Source organism: Psychrobacter sp. M4, from assembly GCF_055699795.1.
The window spans coordinates 2,728,835-2,753,024 of sequence record NZ_CM146740.1; the positions used below are offsets into that span (position 1 = coordinate 2,728,835).

The following is a 24,190-nucleotide window of genomic DNA, read 5'->3' on the forward strand; positions in this document are numbered from 1 at the left end:
TAGTAAATTAAAATGTGCTCCAAAAAGAGCTACCAGTAATATTACCTAAAAAAACAGCTATATACATGATTAACCTTGTTGATATTTAGTTAAAGATTGCACCCAAAAAAGAGTATTTCATAGTTTTTCTGGTGCATGATACTATTAAGAGGAATTAACTTAAGCCTTGCTACTTCTAAATACTGTTTTTGAGTATTATCTCCTAAAAATCTATACTTCACTTAATTTATGAGGCCATCTATGTTATCTATTCCTTCGCACACGTTTACTTCTAATTATCGTCGCTTCCTGCTAGGAGCCTCACTAGGCGTCATTGTATTGACTGTTAGTCAGACTGCATCAGCCATTACTACTAAAGACATTACCTATACCGTAGATAACCAGCCTTATCAAGGCTATTACGCTAAAGCAGATAGACCAAATGCACCTTTTATACTTTTGATTCATGATTGGGACGGCTTAACCGATTATGAAAAGAAACGTGCCGATATGCTCGCTACCGAAGGCTATAATGTGTTAGCAGCTGACCTGTTTGGGACAGGCGTTCGCCCAACTGAAATGGAAGATAAAAAACGTCTTACTTCTGAGCTGTATGACGATCGTGGTAAAATGCGCCGCTTACTTGCAGGAGCTTTGAATGCTGGACAAGCACAAGGCAATAATGTGCGTGAGGGTGTAACGATGGGCTATTGCTTTGGCGGCGGTGTGGCTTTGGAGCTTGCACGCTCAGGATTTGAGCAAAAAGCCTTTGTCCCATTTCATGGCAGCTTAGATACGCCAGCGGGTCAAAATTATAATAACGTTAAGGGTGAGATTTTAGTTTTTCATGGTACCGCTGATGAAGCCGTTCCGTTTGATGAATTTGCTGCGCTTGGCAAGACTTTAGAGACCAGTGAAGTACCGCATGAAATGATCACTTATAGCGGCGCAGTTCATGCATTTACTGACTTCAATAACCCTGATAGGTATGATGAGCGCGCAGATAAACGCTCTTGGAATCGCTACTTAAACTTTTTAGAAAATACTTACAAATAGTTTATATCTTTGAAGAGTAGTTTTTAGTTGCAAGGCTACTCTTCAGCTCTTAACCGTTTTATCTTTTTAAAAATTAGAATTTGATTGTTTGCTGGCATCTGATATTGATTACCCAAGGTTAAATGATGCTGTTTTGCCAAGATGATAATATCTTCTTTATTGCGGATGCCACTGCTAGGATCACGCTGCCTCAAGGACAAATCAAAACTTTGATTGCTGGCACTAGTATAGTGTCCATTTTCATTAAATGGTCCATAAATAATAAGTTTACCATTTGTAGGTAACGCCTCTGCGGCCAACTTAAATAAATTTTCAACTAAAGACCAAGCAATAATATGCAAAGTATTGGCGGTAAATACTGCATCGTAAAGCTTACCTGTCATTGATTTAGGTAAAGCATCTGTCCTCAGATCAAACGTTAAAGGCGCATATAGATTAGACGTAGGATAAGCGTTATGCCAAGCCTTTATAATATGATGATTATCAATAACATCACTGGTCTGCCACTGTAGATGTGGTAAATTGGGTGCGAAGTAAGCGCTATGTTGACCTGTGCCTGATCCCACTTCTAATACGTGAGTATATTCTTGCAATTCTTGTTGTAGTACTTTTAGAATAGCATCTTTATTATTCTCACAAGCTTGTGAAAATGGTAACCTACCTGCATCTTGCATTATATTCTTTCTCACTGCTAGTTCAGTTCATAATTATATTAGTCGCTAGTAGATACCCGCCTCTACACCAGCTGCTAGCGTCATCGCAAGCTCTTCTACCTGCCCAATAAACTCATCTTGCCATTCCCCTTTTAAGATAAGGGTGTCTTGGATTTGATTCCAGCGCAAACCCGTGATAATAGTTTGCATCGCACGTTTAGTCCCCGTGCCATCTTGTCCTGCACGAATATATAAAGCAAAGGGCATGCCTTGTTTTTTCTCAAGCACCGGATAATAACAGCGATCAAAAAAATCTTTAGTCAGTCCTGCCATATAAGCTAAGTTCTCAGTCGTTCCTAAAAGCAGAGCATCAGCTGTAAGTACATCTTCGGGCTGAGTGTCTTGTGGCGATTTCAATATCACACTGATATCTATATCTGGATGATTAGCGCCATTGTAAGCTGCTTGCGCCAATTTTTTGGTATTAGGCGATGGCGTATGAGCGACAATAAGTAGCGTTTTAGAGGTCATATCAGTCACCCTCGTAATTAAAAGTCACATTTTGCACAATATCAGGATGCAGACTATTAGCCACCGGACAAGTCAACGCCGTGTTATAAAATATTTTTTGGACTCTAGCATCTAACTTGTTTTGAAATGTTATAACCACATGCACTTCACTAACGCGTCTTGGATCAGCTGCCATCACTTTGGTCACCTCAGCGCTAGTCCCTGCAATATCAATCTTCATATCTCTTGCTTTGATACCAATAATAGTGAGCATACAACTGGCTAGACTGGTTGCTAGTAGATCTGTTGGCGAAAAAGCCTCACCTTTACCTTGATTGTCAGTTGGTGCATCAGTAATGATTTCGTTATTAGATTGTAAATGGACGGCAATGGTGCGTAGGTCACCTTTATAAGTTACTTTTGAAGTTGTCATAGATTTCTCTTCGATAATTGTTGGTCTTGATCATTATGCTTACTAATAGTAAGACTTGTATGAAATGATTTTATTACACCATTTTACATTAGTATAAAACTTATACAAATCAACGTAATTATTAAAACTTGATTGCTACAATTTTGCAATTGCCACGGGTTTTATAGTAAGAAAGCTGGACTATACTCACACCCGCGTTATTGAAGCTAAAGTTAAAGCTGAGCATTGATTCCTCAGCATACATAAAACGGATTTATGTAAAACGAAATTATATTAATGAATGGAGTGTTCATGAGTATTGGTCAGAATTTGTTAAACTTAGATACGGTCACAGAAAATAGAGTGATCAAAAACGATGGTAGAATGATTATCAGTCCCAATTATGATACATCTGACTTCATTGAAGTAGAGCCAAGCGCTAAATATACCATCTCTAGCGAACAACGCAGAGGTCTTGATACCTTTAACAGTATTGCCTATTACGATAGCAACAGAAGATTTATAAGACGAGTATCTGCAAGAGACAGATATTTAGACAGTATAACTGTTACCATTCCTAGAAATGCTCACTATGCACGCCTCAATATGAATGGCGGCCCTGCCTCTCAACACAACCGTATGTTTGTAAAGGATAGCGAAGGAGTACCTAGTCAAAATCTTGGGGACATATCCTCTGATATTGACCCTGATAGCATATACTCCGAAACTGAGCTTGAGGGCGTATACCCTGACCCTAATCAAGATACTATCTATTATAACAACAATTATAATACGCCTGAAGAAGCGCTTGAGGATGCAGCTAGGCGCGGAGGTGCCAACATTGTATTTCCAGATGGTAGGTATGAGGTAGCGCTAAAACCTAGAGTGCCCAATATTCGGCTGTTCGGTACGGGTGAAACCTACTTTTATGCTAAATCTAGTGCAGCAGTGCTGGAAGTTCGTGAAGAAGGAGATGGCTTTCAAGCTACAGGCGTTCATTTTAGAGGTCAAACCATAAGGAATGCGGATTCTAACAGCCGATTGGCCACATCTATCTATTGCATGTGGATATGGGGCAAGAATTGTAAGTTTAGTAACTTTACCACTGAAGGTGCAATATACGATAGCTTATACCTACGCGGCAACAGTGCAATGAACTTTGAAGCCAGTGATTTCAAAATAGGTCCATCCAACAGAAACTGCATTACTATTGCCTCAGGTATTGGCATAACGCTTAAGAACGGTGTCGTTCGATTTGAAAAAGACGTATATGTCTATTCTACAAACCCTAGAAACAGTGATCCTCGACCGACCTATGGCGGTTTATACCTTGCTGATATTGAACCCCCTAGCACCGCTTATCAATGGGGCGATGTGCTTTATGAAGGTATTGAGTTTATCACTGCTAGCGACTCGTATGATGGTCGACAGATCATCATACAAGATAACAATCGTAACAATCGTAACTACCTTGATATTACTATTCGTAACTGTCTGATGATTAAAGAAGGTAATCATAATGGAGACGCCCCATACATCAGACTGGCATCAAAATCTAATCAGCGCGTATTCAGAGGTATTAAGGTTGAAGGTTGTACCCATAATAACCGCGTTATTGCATGCATAGATTATGAGAGATTACTTGAAGACTGTACGTTTCAGAATATTACCCTAAACAATACACAAGCCTTTAGCACGTTTATTGCTCTTGGTAAAGACTGTGTGGTCAGAAATATCAAAACTGAAGTTGGTAACAGAGTTACAAACATTGAAATCAATTCTTCAACTAATATCAATGTCACAAATGTAGAAGGCACTCGGAATCTTAGTTAATGATATCTTTAGCTATATTGTAAATCAACAGTTTAATACGTAATAAAATGACAAAGATTATAGGAAAGTTATCATGAACGAGTTATCAAGAAGAGCCTTTTTACAGCGTTTAAGCTATTTAGCGGGTGCTGGTGTTGTGGCACCTATGGCGCTCAACTTATCAGCTATGAACAAAGCGCGAGCGGCAACAGCAGGCTCAGATTATAAAGCCTTAGTCTGTGTCCTATTAGACGGCGGCAATGATCAAACCAACACTTTGATTCCTATCGACCCATCTAACTATGCAACTTACCGTAACATACGTCAAGATGTTGCTTTGGATCAGTCCACTTTACTACCTCTAATACCCACAACCAATTTAGCAGGCGGTCTAAAATGGGGGTTTAATCCCAATCTTAAGCGTTTAAATAGCTTATTTCACTTAAAAAAATTAGCAATCCTACAAAATGTAGGTTCTTTAGTACAACCTACTTCGTTGGATCAGTATAAAAAGCGATCAGTAGCGTTGCCTAGGGGTTTGTTTGCGCACTTTAATCAAAAGCAAAATTGGCAAAGCACAGCTTCGGATTTGTTTAGAGAAGGCTGGGGCGGAAAAATTGGTGATGCCATGCTAAAACAAAATTCGCATGGAGCGTTTTCTTGTATTAGTACCGATGAGGATACTGTATTTTTGACAGGCAAAAACACCAATCCATTGAGAGTTACCGCTGATGGTATCAAAAGTACTAAAAGTATTAATGAGGGGTCACAAGCATCTGGTGCGACGAGTTTTTCAGAAGCAGTGAATAATTTATTTACTTCATCTGACGATAACGATGATAATGTAGTTGCAAGCTCTGCTAATGAATCAATAATACTATCTGCGCTACAGAATGCCGAAACTATTTCAACCAAATTTCCCACTGAAAATGCATTGGCACAGCAGTTAAAAACAGTAGCTTCACTTATCAAAGCAAGAGACAATCTAGGTGTCAAACGTCAGATATTCTTTGTAAAACTTAAAGGGTTCGATACACATAATGATCTACTTGGTCGGCATAGTAAGTTGATGGGTCTACTTGATAATGCATTAGCAAGTTTCTATGAAGCTACTGAAGAATTAGGAGTTGCTCAGAATGTCACGACGTTCACTATATCAGAGTTCGGTCGAACTTTTAACAGCCATGGTGATGGATCGGAGCATGGTTGGGGAGCTCATCATATTATTATGGGCGGCGCGGTGAAAGGTAGAGATTTCTATGGTGAAGCACCGGAAATTGGTTTGAATACAGCCACTGATGTCGGTCAAGGTATATGGCTACCTACGACATCTATTGATCAGTATTCAGCGACTTTGGCTAAATGGTTTGGTGTCGCAGATAACAATCTAGCTATGGTAGCGCCTAATCTGCATAAGTTTAACAATACAGATTTAGGCTTCATGTCTAGCTAATTCATTTCTAGAGAAATAATCTTAAGTGTAAATGTTGTTTTGATAGCAACTTAACAATAACGAAGCTTGCCAGAATCTAATTTTGGCAAGCTTTGTTATTTTGTGCTAGTTCTATCACGCTTATTAGATCAAGCCTAAAATCATTTAAAAAATTGAAATGGAACCAATTAATTTGGGTTAATGGTAAAGCTGATTTTAAGCTTTACCAGCTGTCTCAACGATGATTACATGCACCTTTCTAATCTTCCTCGACAGCAAACGTAACAATATTTCTTTACATATTACTAATACTTAACACTAAGACTGGCTGCCGAACTTTTATAAAATAGTTAAGCTTTTAGATTATAACTCATTAACACATAGGTAGCTGATTATGCTAAAAAAACTGTTTAAACCCAAATACGTTAAATTCGATGAGAAATATACCATTCTAAGTCCAGAAGATAAGCAAACTATGGAGATGATCACCGCTGATATTCGCGCGTACGTCAAAAAAAGTAAAGAAGCCAATGACATTGATTATCACACTCGCTCTGTTCATGCCAAAAGCTATTGCGGTCTAAAAGCTAAGTTTGAAATTCTAGATAACTTGCCGAAAGAATTTGCACAAGGCTTGTATGCTAAGCCAGGTATTCACGATGCTGTCATTCGTTTCTCTAATGCAGCGGCAGGTGTCGACGCTGATAGAAGACTAGGTTTAGGACAGGGACTAGCTATCAAAGTATTCGATGTGCCCGGCAAGAAACTAACACCCGGCGAAGAAGATTGCACCACTTTCGATTATGCTTTAGTGAATGGTCCTATCTTTTTTACCAATAGCTTAGCTGATTATGGTTATTTGTCTAAACTGAATTTTGAGCTAAACGGCTATTTAGGTGATGGCCTGCTCGGTAAAGGCAAGCTAGTATTCAATTGGCTCACTAAGTACGGCAAAGAGTTTCCTGACGCAGAAGGAGTAAGAACCTTAAACGCGTTTAGAAAGCTGGCTACTATTCCACCAAAAAATGCCTGGTTATATGATTATTTCTCACAAGGTGCTTGTCGTCATGGCGATTATATGGGGAAAATAAGAGTAACCCCTACCAAAGCTTCTGCTGCCAAAATCAAACGTCGTGACATTCATTTGTTCACAGAGGATGAAGCTATTCGTCCTGCTATCATTAAAGAGATTCAAGAACATGATTATCAGTTCAACGTACAAATACAATTATGTCGTAATCTTAAGAAGCAACCTATCGAGAAGCTGACTCAAGAATGGGATGAGTCTGATGCGCCTTTTGTTACGGTCGCAAATTTGACCATACCTTGTCAGGATGTGCCAGAAGATGGCAATATTGAAGCGATAGAAGATCTTACTTTCACGACTTTTAGATGTTTAGAAGAGAACCGTCCTATTGGTGTGATTCAAAACTCGCGTTTGCAAGCCTACAAGACTTCTTCCGATACTCGTCATAAAATGAACGGTGTAAAACGTAAAGAGCCTAACAGTTTGAAAGAAGTGTTTGATATATCAACTACTAAGTAACTATGCTATTCACAGTAACAGTTTAAATTAAAACGACAAAAACCATCACTCGTAAGAATGATGGTTTTTTTATATATTAGAATAAAAGGCAAAAAAAGCCCCCCAACAATCAAGTTGGGGGGCTTTTAGAGTATAGAGAGCTGACGAACGAAGAGAGCGCCGTTAAAGCAAAGCACTGCTAACTGCGAGCACAGCTCTTGTCTTGCGTCGGGCGAAACAGTGTTTCGCTTAATCCTCCTCAGGTTCGCAAGAGCCAATCCTTTAAATAGGATTGGCTGCGTAGGTCACATGGTGATGACTAAATTAAAGGTAAAAAGAAAGAGCCACCTCTTTCGAGATGACTCTTTTTAGAATAGAGAGCTGACGATGACCTACTCTCACATGGCCGGAGCCACACTACCATTGGCGCTACGATGTTTCACTGCTGAGTTCGGGAAGGGATCAGGTGGTGCCATCGTGCTATTGTCGTCAGCAAAGGGGGTTAGATATGAGTCTGTGTTTGTTTTACTTATTTGACTAAGTATCACTTATCCTAACTGAATCAAGGATAAAGGTGATATCGATATAATGCTTGATACAAACCACTTGGGTGTTGTATGGTCAAGCCAAACGAGCAATTAGTACAGGTTAGCTACACGCATCGCTGCGCTTCCACACCCTGCCTATCAACGTCCTAGTCTTGAACGGCTCTTTAGGGAAATCTTATCTTGAGGTGGGCTTCCCGCTTAGATGCTTTCAGCGGTTATCCCATCCGAACGTAGCTACCGGGCAATGCCATTGGCATGACAACCCGAACACCAGTGGTTCGTCCACTCTGGTCCTCTCGTACTAGGAGCAGCTCCTCTCAAATTTCCAACGCCCACGGTAGATAGGGACCGAACTGTCTCACGACGTTCTAAACCCAGCTCGCGTACCTCTTTAAATGGCGAACAGCCATACCCTTAGGACCTGCTTCAGCCCTAGGATGAGATGAGCCGACATCGAGGTGCCAAACACCGCCGTCGATATGAACTCTTGGGCGGTATCAGCCTGTTATCCCCAGAGTACCTTTTATCCGTTGAGCGATGGCCCTTCCATACAGAACCACCGGATCACTAAGACCTACTTTCGTACCTGCTCGACTTGTGGGTCTCGCAGTTAAGCGCGCTTTTGCCTTTATACTCTTTGAACGATTTCCGACCGTTCTGAGCGCACCTTCGTACTCCTCCGTTACTCTTTAGGAGGAGACCGCCCCAGTCAAACTACCCACCATACATTGTCCTCGGTACTGTTATACCTGAGTTAGAACCCCAACATGACCAGGGTGGTATTTCAAGATTGGCTCCACCAAGACTAGCGTCTCGGTTTCATAGCCTCCCACCTATCCTGCACAAGTCAGGTCAAAGTTCAATGTAAAGCTGTAGTAAAGGTTCACGGGGTCTTTCCGTCTAGCCGCGGGTACACAGCATCTTCACTGCGATTTCGATTTCACTGAGTCTCTGCTGGAGACAGCGCTGCCATCATTATGTCATTCGTGCAGGTCGGAACTTACCCGACAAGGAATTTCGCTACCTTAGGACCGTTATAGTTACGGCCGCCGTTTACTGGGGCTTCGATCAAGACCTTCGCATTCGCTAAGCCCATCAATTAACCTTCCAGCACCGGGCAGACATCACACCCTATACGTCCACTTTCGTGTTTGCAGAGTGCTGTGTTTTTAATAAACAGTTGCAGCAGCCTGGTATCTGCGACTGCTAGAAGCTTACGGAGCAAGTCCTTCACCTCCAGCAGCGTACCTTCTCCCGAAGTTACGGTACCATTTTGCCTAGTTCCTTCAGCAGAGTTCTCTCAAGCGCCTTGGTATTCTCTACCTGATCACCTGTGTCGGTTTAGGGTACGATTCGTTTATGACTATCGCTTAGAAGCTTTTCCTGGAAGCATGGTATTTACCACTTCACGGTACAAGTACCGCTTGCTATCAGATCTCGGTATAAAATAGCCCGGATTTACCTAAGCTATAAACCTACATCCTTTCACCTGGACAACCATCGCCAGGCTGGCATAACCTTCTCCGTCCCTCCATCGCATCATAAACAAGTATCGGAATATTAACCGATTTCCCATCGACTACGCCTTTCGGCCTCGCCTTAGGGGTCGACTCACCCAGCCCCGATTAACGTTGGACTGGAACCCTTGATCTTCCGGCGTGGATGCTTTTCACACCCATTATCGTTACTCACGTCAGCATTCGCTCTTGTGATACCTCCAGCACACTTTACAATGCACCTTCTCAGGCTTACACAACGCTCCCCTACCACTTGAAAACAAATTCAAATCCGCAGCTTCGGCTCCTAGTTTGAGCCCCGTTACATCTTCCGCGCGGGCCGACTCGACTAGTGAGCTATTACGCTTTCTTTAAAGGATGGCTGCTTCTAAGCCAACCTCCTAGCTGTCTATGCCTTCCCACCTCGTTTCCCACTTAACTAGGAATTTGGGGCCTTAGCTGGCGGTCTGGGTTGTTTCCCTCTCCACAATGGACGTTAGCACCCACTGTGTGTCTCCCGGATATCACTCATCGGTATTCGGAGTTTGCATCGGTTTGGTAAGTCGGTATGACCCCCTAGCCGAAACAGTGCTCTACCCCCAATGGTGTTCGTCCGAGGCGCTACCTAAATAGCTTTCGGGGAGAACCAGCTATCACCGAGTTTGATTAGCCTTTCACCCCTATCCACAAGTCATCCCCTGGCTTTTCAACGACAGTGGGTTCGGTCCTCCGGTGCCTGTTACGGCACTTTCAACCTGCTCATGGATAGATCACTCGGTTTCGGGTCTATACCCTGCAACTCATCGCCCTATTAAGACTCGGTTTCCCTACGGCTCCCCAAAACGGTTAACCTCGCTACAGAATATAAGTCGCTGACCCATTATACAAAAGGTACGCGGTCACAAGACTATCTACAAGTAGATAGCTCGCTCCCACTGCTTGTACGCACACGGTTTCAGGTTCTATTTCACTCCCCTCACAGGGGTTCTTTTCGCCTTTCCCTCACGGTACTGGTTCACTATCGGTCAGTCAGGAGTATTTAGCCTTGGAGGATGGTCCCCCCATCTTCAAACAGGATTTCTCGTGTCCCGCTCTACTTAATATGTCAATACTAGAATTTAAAATACGGGGCTATCACCCACTATGGCCAGACTTCCCAATCTGTTCTTCTATTCTAGTATCAATCGGCTCCTCCCCGTTCGCTCGCCGCTACTTGGGGAATCTCATTTGATGTCTTTTCCTAAGGGTACTGAGATGTTTCACTTCCCCTCGTTCGCCTCATATACAAAGTATATGATACCTAGCTTATGCTAAGTGGGTTTCCCCATTCAGAAATCTCCGGATCTCAGGATATTGCCGCCTCCCCGAAGCTTATCGCAGGCTGTCACGTCTTTCTTCGCCTCTGACTGCCAAGGCATCCACCATGTGCGCTTAATTACTTGACCATACAACCCCAAGTAGTCTTGGTTAATTGCTAAGTTTCGTTTTACTATTGGTTAAAGACAACCTCGAAGTAATCCGAGGTGTTTTAACCAATGCATAAATCTAATACTTAACAGGTTGGTCTCGCAATTATAACGATATCACCTATGTTTACGCTTGATTCAGTTCTCTTTACTTTTTTAATAACCCACCCCTGGGATAACAACAATGTCGTTAAGAGGTGAGTTATTAAGGTTAGAAAGTGCGCGTGAACACGCTCTTCCTAACCCAGACTCATATCTATGTTTTTAAATAGTTCCTATCTCTTCGTCAGAGTATAGGTTTCCGTATAAAACAGAACTAAATAATCATCTACGATCACTTAATTCTGTATTAACCTATAAAAGCTTTTCGTTTAAGTGGTGGAGCCAAGGAGAGTCGAACTCCTGACCTCCTGCGTGCAAGGCAGGCGCTCTACCAACTGAGCTATGGCCCCTGAGCGAGGATATAGATGAAGCACTGCTTCATCCCGAGCGCAAGAGTAAATCCCTTAAAGGGGATTTGCTGGTTTGTGCCTTACCCAGATAATGGTGGGTCTAAGTGGACTTGAACCACTGACCCCCGCGTTATCAACACGGTGCTCTAACCAGCTGAGCTACAGACCCATATCTTCTTAAACTAAACTAAAGAACAACTTGTTGTGAATTCTTGCTGAGCGAATGCCGTCTATAAGGAGGTGATCCAGCCGCAGGTTCCCCTACGGCTACCTTGTTACGACTTCACCCCAGTCATCAACCACACCGTGGTGAACGCCTCCCTAAAAGGTTAGGCTATCCACTTCTGGTGCAATCAACTCCCATGGTGTGACGGGCGGTGTGTACAAGGCCCGGGAACGTATTCACCGCGGCATTCTGATCCGCGATTACTAGCGATTCCTACTTCATGGAGTCGAGTTGCAGACTCCAATCTGGACTACGATAGGCTTTTTGAGATTCGCATCACATCGCTGTGTAGCTGCCCTCTGTACCTACCATTGTAGCACGTGTGTAGCCCTGGTCGTAAGGGCCATGATGACTTGACGTCGTCCCCGCCTTCCTCCAGTTTGTCACTGGCAGTGTCCCTAGAGTTCCCGGCCAAACCGCTGGTAACTAAGGATAGGGGTTGCGCTCGTTGCGGGACTTAACCCAACATCTCACGACACGAGCTGACGACAGCCATGCAGCACCTGTATCAGAATTCCCGAAGGCACTCCCGCATCTCTGCAGGATTCTCTGTATGTCAAGACCAGGTAAGGTTCTTCGCGTTGCATCGAATTAAACCACATGCTCCACCGCTTGTGCGGGCCCCCGTCAATTCATTTGAGTTTTAACCTTGCGGCCGTACTCCCCAGGCGGTCTACTTATTGCGTTAGCTGCGTCACTAAGTCCTCAAGGGACCCAACGACTAGTAGACATCGTTTACGGCGTGGACTACCAGGGTATCTAATCCTGTTTGCTACCCACGCTTTCGAACCTCAGTGTCAGTATGATGCCAGAAGGCTGCCTTCGCCATCGGTATTCCTCCAGATCTCTACGCATTTCACCGCTACACCTGGAATTCTACCTTCCTCTCACCTACTCTAGCTTAACAGTATCAGATGCAGTTCCCAGGTTAAGCCCGGGGATTTCACATCTGACTTATCAAGCCACCTACGCTCGCTTTACGCCCAGTAATTCCGATTAACGCTTGCACCCTCTGTATTACCGCGGCTGCTGGCACAGAGTTAGCCGGTGCTTATTCTGCAGCTAATGTCATCGTCAATGGGTATTAACCATTGAGTCTTCTTCACTGCTTAAAGTGCTTTACAACCAAAAGGCCTTCTTCACACACGCGGCATGGCTGGATCAGGGTTGCCCCCATTGTCCAATATTCCCCACTGCTGCCTCCCGTAGGAGTCCGGACCGTGTCTCAGTTCCGGTGTGGCTGATCATCCTCTCAGACCAGCTACAGATCGTCGCCATGGTAGGCCTTTACCCCACCATCTAGCTAATCCGACTTAGGCTCATCTAATAGCGAGAGCAACAAGTTGCCCCCTTTCTCCCGTAGGTCGTATGCGGTATTAATTCGAGTTTCCCCGAGCTATCCCCCACTACTAGGTAGATTCCTAAGTATTACTCACCCGTCCGCCGCTCGTCATCTTCTAGCAAGCTAGAAATGTTACCGCTCGACTTGCATGTGTTAAGCCTGCCGCCAGCGTTCAATCTGAGCCATGATCAAACTCTTCAGTTTAATCTTGCTATGTAACCCTTTAAAGAGGTTACTAAACTTGGCTCATCTAATCTGGCAATTACGCTCTTCGTATATGTTCGTAATGAATTAACTTCGAGTTTCTTTACTGATTAAATGATAATTTTTATAGTTAATTACCTCCCCGAAAAGAGAAGATAGTCAACTTTATGTTTAGCATTCTGTCTCAGCAAAAATCCACACAAGTTGTTCTTTAGTTTCGCTTTTAAATAGTGTCCTACATCTGTCGTCCAGTATGTAAGTATATCTTGTATTCTATTTGCTAAATTCTCCCCATCCCTTACGGGTGGTTCTGTCTAGCGAGCTGACTATCATATCATAGTTTGATGTTCTGTCAAGCTTTTTTATCATTTGTTTCAGTAAGTTAAGATTCTGATTTCGCTAAATTTGTTAGCTTTAATCTGTCTCTATCCCTTAGTGAGGTGCGTATTATAGACGCTTTAATTGGTAAGTCAAGAAGTATTTTTAATTTCGTTTAAAGTTTTTATCTTAATTAGATAATGGCTTCAAACTATCGGCTGGTTAGTTAATAGCTGCGCTATTAATTATAAGTCAGTGGTAAACCACTTCCTTAACCCGCCTTCCCTTTCGACTGGGTGGCATTATACGCATCTTTCAGATTGGGTCAAGCGGTTTTCTAAATTTAATCTATGTTTTTTGAATTAGCTATTCGTAGCATGTTTTCCATACTCTATTAGATAGATCATTACCACTCAAATCTACATCTTACTTTTTATCGTCGTCACAATACCTGATAGGGCGTAAATAATACCTATAGCTAAAATACCAACTGGAATATCGTAGATAGCAATGCTTATAACTAATACACCTAAAATTAATACCACAAACGGTACTTTCTTTTTGTCGAACTCTTTGAAACTATAGTATTTGACATTACTGACCATTAGTAAACCGCAAATAACTACCCAAGCAGCGAACAAGATCATAATGAGACTATCATACTCACCAACCCATTGGTTATGGTCAATAGCGACCATCACTGCCGAGGTTACTAGGATAGCTGCGAGTGGACTTGCAAGTCCGACAAAGTACTTTTTATCGACCGTACCAACTTGAACGTTAAAACGTGCCAAACGAAACGCCCCACAAGCGGTAAAGACAAACGCGCAGCCGAGACCTATACGTCCTAATGGTTCCAAAGCAAAACTATAAATCAAAATTGCTGGGGCAATGCCAAAGGCTAACATATCTGCTAAGGAGTCATATTGCTCGCCAAAAGGGCTTTGGGCATTGAGCATGCGGGCGACGCGGCCATCTGCTCCATCAAGAATGGCTGATAAGAAAATCGCTAACGAGGCTTGGTAAAATCGTCCATCGGTACTGGCTAGAATAGAGAAAAAACCAGATAGTAAAGATAAGGTAGTTATTAAGTTAGGTGCTAGATAAACACCGCGACTCACTACTTGCTTACCTTCAGCAACCTCGGTTTCAATGACCTCAAAAGTTAGACCATCGTAATTGTCGTTGTCTGCTAAGCGAATATTAAACTCGTGCTCATCAATATAAGGCGGCTGAGTCGCTGCACTATCACTTATCTTATTTAAATTATCACTAAGTGGCAGCTCAGTGGCAGTATTATTCTGGGGATCAATACGTGTATCGTTGCTCATAAAACAATATCCTTATTCGCCAACCAGCCAGCGCACATTAGTCGCACTGTCGGCTGATAGATTTGGCGCATCAGCAACTTTTAATACCGGCTGTAAAAAGCGTAATATCTCGCGAGCATGATTATCAAACTGCCAGGGCGGATTAATAATCAGCATACCCGTACCGTTTAAACCCACCGCAACGTCGTTTGGATAAATGTTCAGCTCGCAAATCAGCTGACGTCTAATATCAGTACGTTTTAGCTTCTTATAAAACAGCTCGACCGCTTCAATATTCTTAATAGGAAACCATAAAGCATACGTACCTTGTGGCCACTTGGTATAAGCAGCGACTAACAAATTAATCAGCCGCGTAAAGTCTTTGTGTTCTTGCTCATATGGCGGATCAAGGAAAATCAGACCACGGCGCTCAGCGGGTGGAATAACGGCAGTAACACCTTCAAAAGCGTCGCGATGATGAATACCAATCGGTAGTTTATGTAGCTGATAGTTGAGCGCATCATACTCACTTGCTTTGGCCTCAAACGCTTCACCGCGCACCCCTAGATCAGGATACTTTTCAACATGATGCGCAATCCACCATGGAGAACCGGGGTAAACTTTATTATCATAAGTAGAACGAGCTTGCTTGATACCTTCCATATAGTCTTTAATGGCTGCAGGTGCTTGTTCTATATCAGCCTCATCGAGCTTTGATAAGGCTTTAATACCACCATCGGCTTCACCCGTTTTGCGTGCCTCTTCACTACTAAGAGAGTACAGACCGCGACCACCATAGGCATCAAGTACATAAAAAGGTTTATTCTTTTGGCTTAATTGATTGAGCAGTTGCACAAGTAAAATGTGTTTGACCACATCGGCAAAATTACCGGCATGATAGGCATGTTTATAATTCATAGTAGCAAAAGTTTAAATAAGAAAAAGTGCATCTATGGTAGCATAGGAAGCACAAAAGATAACGATGGTTTTAGTAATAAAGGTACTGACTCACATAAAGGTAATGATGAGATGACCGTAATTATTAGTAATCTTGATGCAAAAGATTCGAGCTTGACGACGGCTGCGCTCGATAATCCTATAGGCCGAGATAATCCTCCGCTTCTTACTCCCAATAACTGTACTAATACTAGTGAAGCAAGTAACTTAACGCAAAAGGTGCTGCAATTATCTGACTTCGAAGTGAATTGGGAGGATAAGCTTGACGACGATAAATTAGATAAGCTTGCTGATGACGGCTGGACGGTTATTGATGATATTTTTGCAACTAAGGCCTTATTAGCTTTACAAGCGGAGGGTGGTTTTATTGATTACCGTGATGCTCAGCTTACCGCTGGTATTCGTATCAGCGACATACGCGGTGACAGGATTCGCTGGATTACCAAAAACTTCTTTGCTGGATTTTACTACTTACAAAGTATCAATGCGCTGGCCTCTTTACTCAACCGCACGCTGTTTACAGGTATTCGCCACAGTGAAGCACACTATGCTTGTTATCCACCAGGTTTTGGTTACCAGTGGCACAGCGATAACCCTGCTGGACGCAATGAGCGCGTGTTATCAGCCGTTTTTTATTTGAACGACGATTGGACAGCTGATGACGGCGGCGCGCTAGAGATTGTCGATAATCATAGTATCTATCATACGGTTATGCCAGTTACCAATCGCTTAATCATATTTGATAGTGACCTGCAGCATCAGGTTCAAATCGCGCATCGTCAGCGTTACTCAATTGCCACATGGATGCGCCGTGATGGCTTGGTGCCGTTTGTTGAAAATGATAATTAATAGATAACATTAATAACTGGCTCTTAACTTGTCATAAACTATTGCAGACTGGGTTTTTAACCCAGCATTTTGATTTTACAGAGTTTCAAAGTTGGGTTAAAAACCCAGCCTACGCTAGTAATAATAAATAGTTGAGCGCGGATTAATAATTCAATTTACAATATAAAAGGTTTATTTATGTCTGACTCTAGTACTCAAACTCCCCAGCAATCTACCCATCAAAAAGCAACCTTAGACTTAAGCATCGCCCTACTTGAACGCCTCTCAGTAACTCCTGATGATGACGGCTGCCAAGATATATTGTCAGAACGCTTAGAGCAAGCAGGCTTTGATTGTGAGTTTATGTTCTTCGGTGATAAGCAGCAAAGTGGCGAACATGCTGAGGTTAAAAACCTTTGGGCAAGACGCGGAAGTAGCGATCCAGTTATTTGTTTTGCAGGTCATACTGATGTCGTACCGACTGGCGATGTAAAAAATTGGACTTATCCACCCTTTACGCCAACTATCGCTGATGGTTATTTATGGGCACGTGGTGCCGCTGATATGAAAACAGGCATTGCCGCTTTTACGATTGCCGCCGAGCGTTTCGTTGCCAATCATCCTGAGCATAATGGCTCTATTGCCATGCTTATTACCTCCGATGAAGAAGGCCCATCCATCAATGGCACGGTAAAAGTCATCGAAGCTTTAGAAGCTCGCCAAGAAAAAATCACTTATTGCCTCGTCGGTGAGCCTTCCAGCACCGATACGCTCGGCGATATCATTAAAAATGGTCGCCGTGGCTCATTGGGCGCAGTGCTAACGGTAACAGGAAAACAAGGTCATGTTGCTTATCCGCATCTGGCTTCCAACCCTATTCATGCGGCGATGGCAGCATTATCTGAATTAACTGCAGCTAAATGGGACAACGGCAACGACTATTTTCCAGCGACCTCCTTGCAAATCTCCAATATTAATAGCGGTACAGGTGCAACCAACGTTATTCCAGAAACATTAGAGGCGATCTTTAACTTTCGCTTCTCAACAGAGACAACTGAGGAAGAATTAAGAGCAAAAACCCATGCTATCTTTGATAAACATTTCAAAGACAGTACAGCGAGTTATGATATCCACTGGAAGTTATCGGGTCAGCCGTTTTTAACCCCCGAAGGTAAACTGGTTTCAGCTTGCCAGCAAGCTATTAAGGCAGTGACCGATACGGACGCTACCTTATCTACCTCTGGCGGCACCTCCGATGGTCGTTTTATTGCGCCAACGGGTGCCCAAGTCGTTGAGCTTGGCGTACGTAACGCCACTATTCATCAAGTCGATGAAAAGGTCGAAGTAGATGATTTAGGTAAGCTTGCGCAAATTTATGAGGGAATTTTGGAGAATTTATTGTTAGACTAATTTTACTTAACCCGTTTATTATGACTTAAAAAAAGCGCTACTTATCCAATAAGTAACGCTTTTTAGTTTGCGTAGGCTGTTATTATTTATCTATTGTATTTGATATTACTTCTGCTCAATACCAATATAAACATCAACTTGAAACTGACTCACATAATGTTCAAAATCAACGTTATAAAGGCGGGCATGCTCACAATCTGAGCTATTAAAATACGACCAAACCTTTTGCCAAGCGGTAATCACTGCTGCAGGCATCATACCTTGCTCACTAAATACCAGATACTTGCCTTCTGGAATAGTTACTATTTGCAAATTTAGATTATTATCACTATCAACGTTCATATCCTGCTGACAGCTGGCAGTCACATCGAAAGCGCCATTCGCATCACTTTCGTAGTTATGATAAATACCATAAGCAGCGCTACCCGCTGGCAGTTTAGAAAAAATCGTTTGATAGAAAGTTAACCATAATTTACCCATTTTTGCCGTGCTGGGGTTTAATTCGGCTTGGTTAGTAGTTCTCACACTCAAGCCTTGGCATGCTATGGTTTCAGTGAGTGTCTTGGCATTAACGGTCATTATAATCTCTATAATATTATGTATAAAAATGCTTATCAGGTAGGCGAATTTTTGCTGATTAATAACTAATCTGCTTCATCAATCCAGTTCATCTGAATCGCCTCTAAAATACCTTCATTTGATCTTTGCGGATCATCGTCAAAGCCTTCAAGTTCTGTTACCCAACGATGCAAGTCTGTGAAGCGCACATATTGCGGATCAGTTTCAGGAAATTTTTCAGCAAGTTCAATAGCGATATCTAGGCTGTCGGTCCATTTTAGTTTTTGCGGGGTCATAATTACTCCTTAGTGGTAGTTAGAATTTATAATATGATAGTTGTTATCCTAGCAAAATTTGCCGATTGAATATAGCTTAGCTTTTGTAGGGCGCAGATTTAACCGCGGCTTGATGTTTATTCCACGTATTGATCACATCAGTTAACTGCTCTCCAAACATATCAAGCACTGCTGGCGCGCGTTTTTCCTTTTTATCCATTAATACAAACTTACTCATTCCCACGCTCATAAGCTGGTTTTTTACAAAAAACCGATGTTCAAAATAAATGTACTTATGATCCCAGCCGGCAAGCTGACTACTAAGCGTCATTTTATCCAAAAATTTAATCTCTTTTAGATAAACCATCTCTTGCATAGCGATAACCCAGTCTAAGGTTTTCATGCCTTTTTGATGACAACAGGCTATTAGCCAGCGCGTCACGTTAAGCTCAATAAATGATAGATAGCGATAGTTGGGCAGATGATCGCGAAAACCCATGTCGTGTGGCAATACCCGATAGTGACGGACACTCGGTGTGCTTAGTGTCTCTTCGCTAAGTCGCGGGCGAGCGGACTGGTGCTTGAGCTGCTGTTGTAGTAGACCATACATAATAAAAAAACGTATCAACATGTTCATAAAAAAGCTCTCTTAAGGTCTATTTTGTCGTTGATTATAGGGCGTGTTGAATATTCAAATATGGCACTGGCGGGTGCTATTTTTTGGGCAATACGCAGTGAAATTTTCGAAGCCTAGTCATTCTAGGATAGACAATTTCGCCATGTATTGACAAAAAATAGTCTCGCCCTGAAAGGATGATGCTAAAATCACCCCAAACGGTGTTATAAACCTAGCTAAGGTCTCGACATTATCTTCGGTTTATGCCCATTCTAATAAAGGTTTGGTGCAATTTTAGCTATCAGCAGTCCTAATATTTGAATGTTCAACACGCCCAAATTGCGGCATACCTTAACGCAAAAAAAGTCACCTGAGTGACTTTTAGTGTATTAAATCTTTGCGCTGTTATGGACTATATTAGCATCATTATTAATATTAAATAGCTATCAACCTAGACGCTGGCGACTACTATGATAATCAAGCCAAAGTATTAATGACCACCGCCGTTAATACTGCGTACCATCTCTTCGACCATCTTTTTGGCATCACCAAAGATCATCATGGTTTTATCCATGTAGAACAGACTGTTATCAAGACCCGCGTAACCTGTACTCATTGAGCGCTTGATGACCATCACCGTTTGTGCTTTGGTAACCTCCAGAATTGGCATACCAAAGATAGGCGAGGTTGGATCATCTTTTGCCGACGGATTCACCACGTCGTTAGCACCAATAACCAGTACCACATCGGTGCTGGCAAAGTCCGAGTTGATCTCATCCATCTCCATAATGTCATCATAAGGTACGTCTGCTTCGGCTAGCAAAACGTTCATATGCCCAGGCATACGACCTGCAACCGGGTGAATAGCGAAGCGGACATTGACGCCCTCTTCTTTTAGCAGCTCATACAACTCTTTGACTGCGTTTTGCGCGCGGCCTTGAGCCATACCATAACCCGGTACGATAATGACGTCGCTAGCATTAGACATCAAAAAGCCAGCATCTTCTGCTGAGCCTGACTTGTAGTTCTTTGGTACGCCGTCATCAGCGCCACTTGCTACTGCTGCAGTGCCTATACCGCCAAATAAGACGTTGATTAATGAGCGATTCATCGCCTTACACATAATGTAAGATAGAATTGCACCCGATGAGCCAACAAGCGAGCCTGCGATAATAAGCATGGAGTTACCCAGCGTAAAACCAATACCTGCCGCGGCCCAGCCTGAGAATGAGTTCAATAATGACACAACAACTGGCATATCACCGCCGCCAATAGGCGCAATCCACATCCAACCAAAAGCGATAGCTAATACAGTCATGACATAAAAAGCAGGTAAGGAGTCGGTAATAAAATATACCGCGCCAAAGCCTATCATAGCGATAAATAAGATGGCTTGTACGGGTTTGACCCAACTACCATTGACCGTTTTCGCCCAGCTCTTAGCAGCAAGTTTACCAAAAGCAAAAACCGAGGCTGAAAAGGTAATTGCACCGATAAAGCAACCAATAAATAGCTCTAGGCGCGTGACAGTATTGTACTCTTGATCAGAATGCAGAACCGTTGCCAGCGCAATAGCAACCGCCGCTAGACCGACTAAGGAGTGCATCAAAGCGACCGTTTCTGGCATTTGTGTCATCGCAACGGTTCTTGATTTCCAAATACCAACAGCAGCGCCTAATACCATGGCACCGATGATCATCCACATGATAGGACCTTCGGCTAAGAAAAAGGTAGTAATGACAGCAATCGCCATCGCTACCATACCCATGCGGTTACCGCGAATAGCCGTCTTTGGGCTTGAGAGTCCACGTAAGGTCAAGACGAATAAAATAGCGCCGACTAAATAAAACCAGTCGGCATTAGCGGCAATCATCGCTGAAAAGTTGCTCATACATTGCCTCCCTTCTCACTTAAAGTATCACTAGCATCAGTAACTGGCGTAGCTACCTTTTTGGGTTTAGGCTTAAACATAGACAGCATACGCTCAGTCACTGAGAAGCCACCAAAGATATTAATACTGGCTAAAAAGACAGCAAAGGCACCAATGAGACTAGTAGCCGTAAATACCTCACCATCGATAGTCACCGTCTGCAAAATAGCGCCGACGATGACAATACTAGATAGGGCGTTAGTCACTGCCATTAGCGGCGTATGCAGTGCTGGGGTCACGCCCCAGACCACGTAATAACCCACAAAAATGGCAAGTACAAATACGGTAAAAATTGCTACGAATGGGGTATTGCCCATGGCCGCGCCGGCTGATGCCGCCGCTAAAATACTGGCAATCATCTTATCCTCCTAAAAATTTATTCATCACTGGCAAACTTGGTTATGAGTCTCACAGGATTGAGTCTTACAAGACTTAACGTTTTGCAAGGCGTACTTGGCCATCATGCGTGACCGCTAATGCGCCTTGAATCTCATCTTCCATATCCAGGGCTAGTGTGTTCGGTGCCGTAGTATCTGCTGCGTCATCGGAGGCAATCAGCGTGGTAATAAAATTGACTAAGTTGTTGGCATATAGATCCGATGACTGCGCAGCGAGCATAGACGGTATGTTGGCAGCACCAACGATACGCACCCCATTATCAGTGGTGATAGTTTCATCAGCAACATTACCTTCTACATTACCGCCCGTACCCGCCGCCATATCTATAAGGACAGAACCAGCTTTCATCTTATCTAGCGTGGCTTTGTGTACCAAACGTGGTGCTTGACGACCCGGAATTTGCGCTGTAGTTATGACAATATCAGCATTACTCAGCGCTTTATCTACAACGATGGCTTGGTCTTTCATATACTGCTCCGAGGGCGTCCACGCATAACCGCCTGTCGATTTGGCTTTTTGCGCTTCCTCATCGCTCATTGGCACATCCAACCATTTACCGCCCAAAGACTCCACTTGCTCTTTTGCCGTAGGACGCAGGTCACTGGCTTCAACTACTGCCCCTAAACGCTTGGCCGTCGCAATCGCTTGCAGACCTGCCACACCAACGCCCAAAATCACGACTTTAGCGGGCTTAACGGTACCTGCTGAGGTCATAAACATTGGAAAAGGACGCGAGTATTCGTTGGCGGCTAGGAGTACAGCTTTGTAGCCAGCAAGGTTGGCTTGTGAGGACAGCACATCCATATTTTGCGCGCGTGATAAGGTGCGAGGTAATAGCTCCATGGCAAAGGCAGTGACGCCTTTAGCTGCGTAAGTATCGAGCTGAGTATTACGGTAAGGATCAAGCATTCCAACAATGATTTGTCCTGAGGTCAACTGCTCTGTCAACGCTGCGGGCAGATCATCGACGGTAGTAATGATCTGAGACTGGGTAATAACATCAGTGCTGCTTGCTGCAATCTCACCGCCAGCAGTCTTGTAACTATCATCAGTATAAAAGGCTCCAAGACCTGCGCCTGACTGTATGACTACTTCAAATCCAAGCTTACGTAGCTTTTTGACCGCATCTGGGGTAATTGCTACGCGGCTCTCACGAGCACTATCTGCACTGATAACACCGATTTTCATACCGTCTCCTCGCATCCGAATACTTTTGGCCTATACATGTCTGACTTTTTATAAAACGTATGGCGTAAAAAATCTTTAGTTCGATCTTAATATTAAGCTTGGGCTTCAATATAAAGAGTTGAACCAAAGACTATCAATATAATAAATGACAATACACTTCTCATCACCTTTTTTTATTATAGAGACATTTCTACCTACCTTTCATTGTCAAATGATGACTCATAAGTAAATAAAAAGTTAATCTCTTTACCATCACTATAACTTTTATTATTGTATTTAAAATTGTTATTGTAAAGATACTATTTATTTTATATTAGTCTAAAATTAGCCCTGCCTATGACAAGACAGCTAGATAACGGTACAAACTGTAGTTTGAAAGGTGCATGTTGCTTTTGTCATCTGTGTGGTATGGTAGAGCTATGGTATAAATAGATCGTATTATTAGAGAGGAGCACTGATGTATTTTTTATTGTCCCCTGCCAAATCATTAAATGAGACGGATGCTGTGCCATTAAATCTTGGTAATTATCATAGTCAGCCTGTACTTATTGAGCAGTCGCAAGTCTTGATGAAAACATTAAAAGCAAAAGAGCCTATTGACCTGCAAGAGCTGATGGGTATCTCTGATGATCTGGCGCAGCTTAACGCTAACCGTAATCAGGAGTGGCAATGGAGCCAAGAAAAGCCCTTCACTAACGATAATGCCAAACCTGCGGGCTACTTGTTTGATGGCGATGTTTATAGTGGTCTTGATATGTACAATATGGATAAAGACACTGCCACTTATGTTAATGAACATCTGGGTATCTTGTCAGGACTCTATGGCATTATAAAGCCGCTTGATCTAATACAGCCTTATCGGCTTGAGATGGGCACTAAGCTTAACAATGAGCGCGGTGATAATTTATATGAGTTTTGGGGCGAGCAAATTACCGAAGCTATCAACAATCAGATGGCGAACAACGAAGATAAAGTGCTAATCAATCTTGCCTCTAATGAATATTTTAAAGTGGTGAAGAAGAAAGCACTCGATGCGCAAATCATTACGCCAAGATTTGAAGACCAAAAAAACGGTCAGTATAAAGTGATCAGCTTTTATGCCAAAAAAGCGCGTGGCCTAATGGTAAAATACGCCGCTGAAAATAAATTGACGGATGCTGAACAGCTCAAGGGGTTTGATTTGGCAGGGTATTACTATGTGGACAGTGAATCTGATGACAAGACGTGGACTTTTCGGCGCGATGAAAAGGATCAGTAGAATCTAAGATTTTATCGAATTCATATAAAA

The 24,190-nt window shown here is 42.8% G+C and carries 18 protein-coding genes, 2 tRNA genes and 3 rRNA genes; 7 read left to right on the forward strand and 16 right to left on the reverse strand.

Annotated features, from left to right (window positions below; genetic code table 11):
• Nucleotides 1-240: 240 nt before the first annotated feature.
• Nucleotides 241-1,035, forward strand: a complete 795-nt coding sequence (locus ACR63N_RS11300; protein ID WP_367106768.1) for a dienelactone hydrolase family protein — start codon at nt 241-243, stop codon at nt 1,033-1,035.
• Nucleotides 1,036-1,070: 35 nt separating this feature from the next.
• On the opposite strand, the gene ACR63N_RS11305 is transcribed toward ACR63N_RS11300, so the two are convergent.
• Genes ACR63N_RS11305 through ACR63N_RS11315 form a run of 3 tightly spaced genes read right to left on the reverse strand, consistent with a single transcriptional unit; the run spans nt 1,071 to nt 2,631 of the window.
• Nucleotides 1,071-1,709, reverse strand: coding sequence for a DUF938 domain-containing protein (locus ACR63N_RS11305; RefSeq protein ID WP_367106883.1), 639 nt, complete (start codon nt 1,707-1,709; stop codon nt 1,071-1,073).
• A 45-nt stretch (nt 1,710-1,754) separates the two neighbouring features.
• Nucleotides 1,755-2,219, reverse strand: a complete 465-nt coding sequence (locus ACR63N_RS11310; protein WP_367103812.1) for a flavodoxin family protein — start codon at nt 2,217-2,219, stop codon at nt 1,755-1,757.
• 1 nt (nt 2,220) lies between these two features.
• The gene (locus ACR63N_RS11315; RefSeq protein WP_367103811.1) at nt 2,221-2,631 is read right to left on the reverse strand and encodes an OsmC family protein; all 411 of its coding nucleotides are present in this window, start codon (nt 2,629-2,631) and stop codon (nt 2,221-2,223) included.
• A gap of 291 nt (nt 2,632-2,922) precedes the next feature.
• On the opposite strand from ACR63N_RS11315, the gene ACR63N_RS11320 reads away from it, so the two are divergent.
• The 3 genes from ACR63N_RS11320 to ACR63N_RS11330 all read left to right on the forward strand — a co-directional run bounded on the left by ACR63N_RS11320 (nt 2,923) and on the right by ACR63N_RS11330 (nt 7,400).
• Nucleotides 2,923-4,443: a hypothetical protein gene (locus ACR63N_RS11320; RefSeq protein WP_367103810.1), complete on the forward strand. Its 1,521-nt coding sequence runs from the start codon at nt 2,923-2,925 to the stop codon at nt 4,441-4,443.
• Between the two features lie 73 nt (nt 4,444-4,516).
• Nucleotides 4,517-5,875 carry a DUF1501 domain-containing protein gene (locus ACR63N_RS11325; RefSeq protein WP_472782042.1) on the forward strand — a complete coding sequence of 453 codons (1,359 nt, stop codon included), beginning with the start codon at nt 4,517-4,519 and terminating at the stop codon, nt 5,873-5,875.
• Nucleotides 5,876-6,248: 373 nt separating this feature from the next.
• Nucleotides 6,249-7,400 (forward strand): catalase family protein, encoded by a 1,152-nt coding sequence (locus tag ACR63N_RS11330; RefSeq protein WP_367106763.1) that lies wholly within the window; start codon nt 6,249-6,251, stop codon nt 7,398-7,400.
• 358 nt (nt 7,401-7,758) lie between these two features.
• On the opposite strand, the gene rrf is transcribed toward ACR63N_RS11330, so the two are convergent.
• The 7 genes from rrf to ACR63N_RS11365 form a co-directional block, all read right to left on the reverse strand.
• Nucleotides 7,759-7,873, reverse strand: a 5S ribosomal RNA gene (rrf, locus tag ACR63N_RS11335).
• A gap of 123 nt (nt 7,874-7,996) precedes the next feature.
• A 23S ribosomal RNA gene (locus ACR63N_RS11340) occupies nt 7,997-10,868 on the reverse strand.
• 397 nt (nt 10,869-11,265) lie between these two features.
• A tRNA-Ala gene (locus ACR63N_RS11345) sits at nt 11,266-11,341 on the reverse strand.
• 92 nt (nt 11,342-11,433) lie between these two features.
• Nucleotides 11,434-11,510, reverse strand: a tRNA-Ile gene (locus ACR63N_RS11350).
• 64 nt (nt 11,511-11,574) lie between these two features.
• Nucleotides 11,575-13,113, reverse strand: a 16S ribosomal RNA gene (locus ACR63N_RS11355).
• Together the 16S, 23S and 5S rRNA genes with 2 tRNA genes alongside form the textbook arrangement of a ribosomal RNA operon.
• A gap of 737 nt (nt 13,114-13,850) precedes the next feature.
• Complete coding sequence (gene pssA / locus ACR63N_RS11360; protein WP_367105765.1) at nt 13,851-14,762, reverse strand: CDP-diacylglycerol--serine O-phosphatidyltransferase; 912 nt, start codon at nt 14,760-14,762, stop codon at nt 13,851-13,853.
• Nucleotides 14,763-14,774: 12 nt separating this feature from the next.
• Nucleotides 14,775-15,659 carry a 23S rRNA (adenine(2030)-N(6))-methyltransferase RlmJ gene (locus tag ACR63N_RS11365; RefSeq protein ID WP_472782043.1) on the reverse strand — a complete coding sequence of 295 codons (885 nt, stop codon included), beginning with the start codon at nt 15,657-15,659 and terminating at the stop codon, nt 14,775-14,777.
• Nucleotides 15,660-15,770: 111 nt separating this feature from the next.
• Here ACR63N_RS11365 and ACR63N_RS11370 point away from each other — a divergent pair, with 111 nt between their 5' ends.
• Both ACR63N_RS11370 and dapE read left to right on the forward strand, forming a co-directional pair.
• Nucleotides 15,771-16,547: a 2OG-Fe(II) oxygenase gene (locus ACR63N_RS11370; RefSeq protein ID WP_367107204.1), complete on the forward strand. Its 777-nt coding sequence runs from the start codon at nt 15,771-15,773 to the stop codon at nt 16,545-16,547.
• A gap of 177 nt (nt 16,548-16,724) precedes the next feature.
• Complete coding sequence (gene dapE / locus ACR63N_RS11375) at nt 16,725-17,936, forward strand: succinyl-diaminopimelate desuccinylase (protein WP_367107205.1); 1,212 nt, start codon at nt 16,725-16,727, stop codon at nt 17,934-17,936.
• Nucleotides 17,937-18,041: 105 nt separating this feature from the next.
• Here the strand turns inward: dapE and ACR63N_RS11380 are convergent, their stop codons facing one another.
• From ACR63N_RS11380 to ACR63N_RS11405, 6 genes are all read right to left on the reverse strand, one after another.
• On the reverse strand, nt 18,042-18,515 hold the full coding sequence (locus ACR63N_RS11380; protein ID WP_367105761.1) for a GyrI-like domain-containing protein: 474 nt from the start codon (nt 18,513-18,515) through the stop codon (nt 18,042-18,044).
• Nucleotides 18,516-18,580: 65 nt separating this feature from the next.
• On the reverse strand, nt 18,581-18,790 hold the full coding sequence (iscX, locus tag ACR63N_RS11385) for a Fe-S cluster assembly protein IscX (protein WP_367107206.1): 210 nt from the start codon (nt 18,788-18,790) through the stop codon (nt 18,581-18,583).
• Between the two features lie 76 nt (nt 18,791-18,866).
• A complete protein-coding gene (locus tag ACR63N_RS11390; protein ID WP_367107207.1) occupies nt 18,867-19,406 on the reverse strand; it encodes an acyl-CoA thioesterase in 540 nt (179 codons plus the stop codon).
• Between the two features lie 469 nt (nt 19,407-19,875).
• Nucleotides 19,876-21,258 carry an NAD(P)(+) transhydrogenase (Re/Si-specific) subunit beta gene (locus ACR63N_RS11395; protein ID WP_472782743.1) on the reverse strand — a complete coding sequence of 461 codons (1,383 nt, stop codon included), beginning with the start codon at nt 21,256-21,258 and terminating at the stop codon, nt 19,876-19,878.
• 14 nt (nt 21,259-21,272) lie between these two features.
• Nucleotides 21,273-21,632 (reverse strand): proton-translocating transhydrogenase family protein, encoded by a 360-nt coding sequence (locus ACR63N_RS11400; RefSeq protein WP_367105772.1) that lies wholly within the window; start codon nt 21,630-21,632, stop codon nt 21,273-21,275.
• A gap of 115 nt (nt 21,633-21,747) precedes the next feature.
• Nucleotides 21,748-22,902, reverse strand: a complete 1,155-nt coding sequence (locus ACR63N_RS11405) for an NAD(P) transhydrogenase subunit alpha (protein WP_367105757.1) — start codon at nt 22,900-22,902, stop codon at nt 21,748-21,750.
• Nucleotides 22,903-23,359: 457 nt separating this feature from the next.
• Here ACR63N_RS11405 and yaaA point away from each other — a divergent pair, with 457 nt between their 5' ends.
• On the forward strand, nt 23,360-24,160 hold the full coding sequence (yaaA, locus tag ACR63N_RS11410) for a peroxide stress protein YaaA (RefSeq protein WP_367105756.1): 801 nt from the start codon (nt 23,360-23,362) through the stop codon (nt 24,158-24,160).
• Nucleotides 24,161-24,190 lie beyond the last annotated feature (30 nt).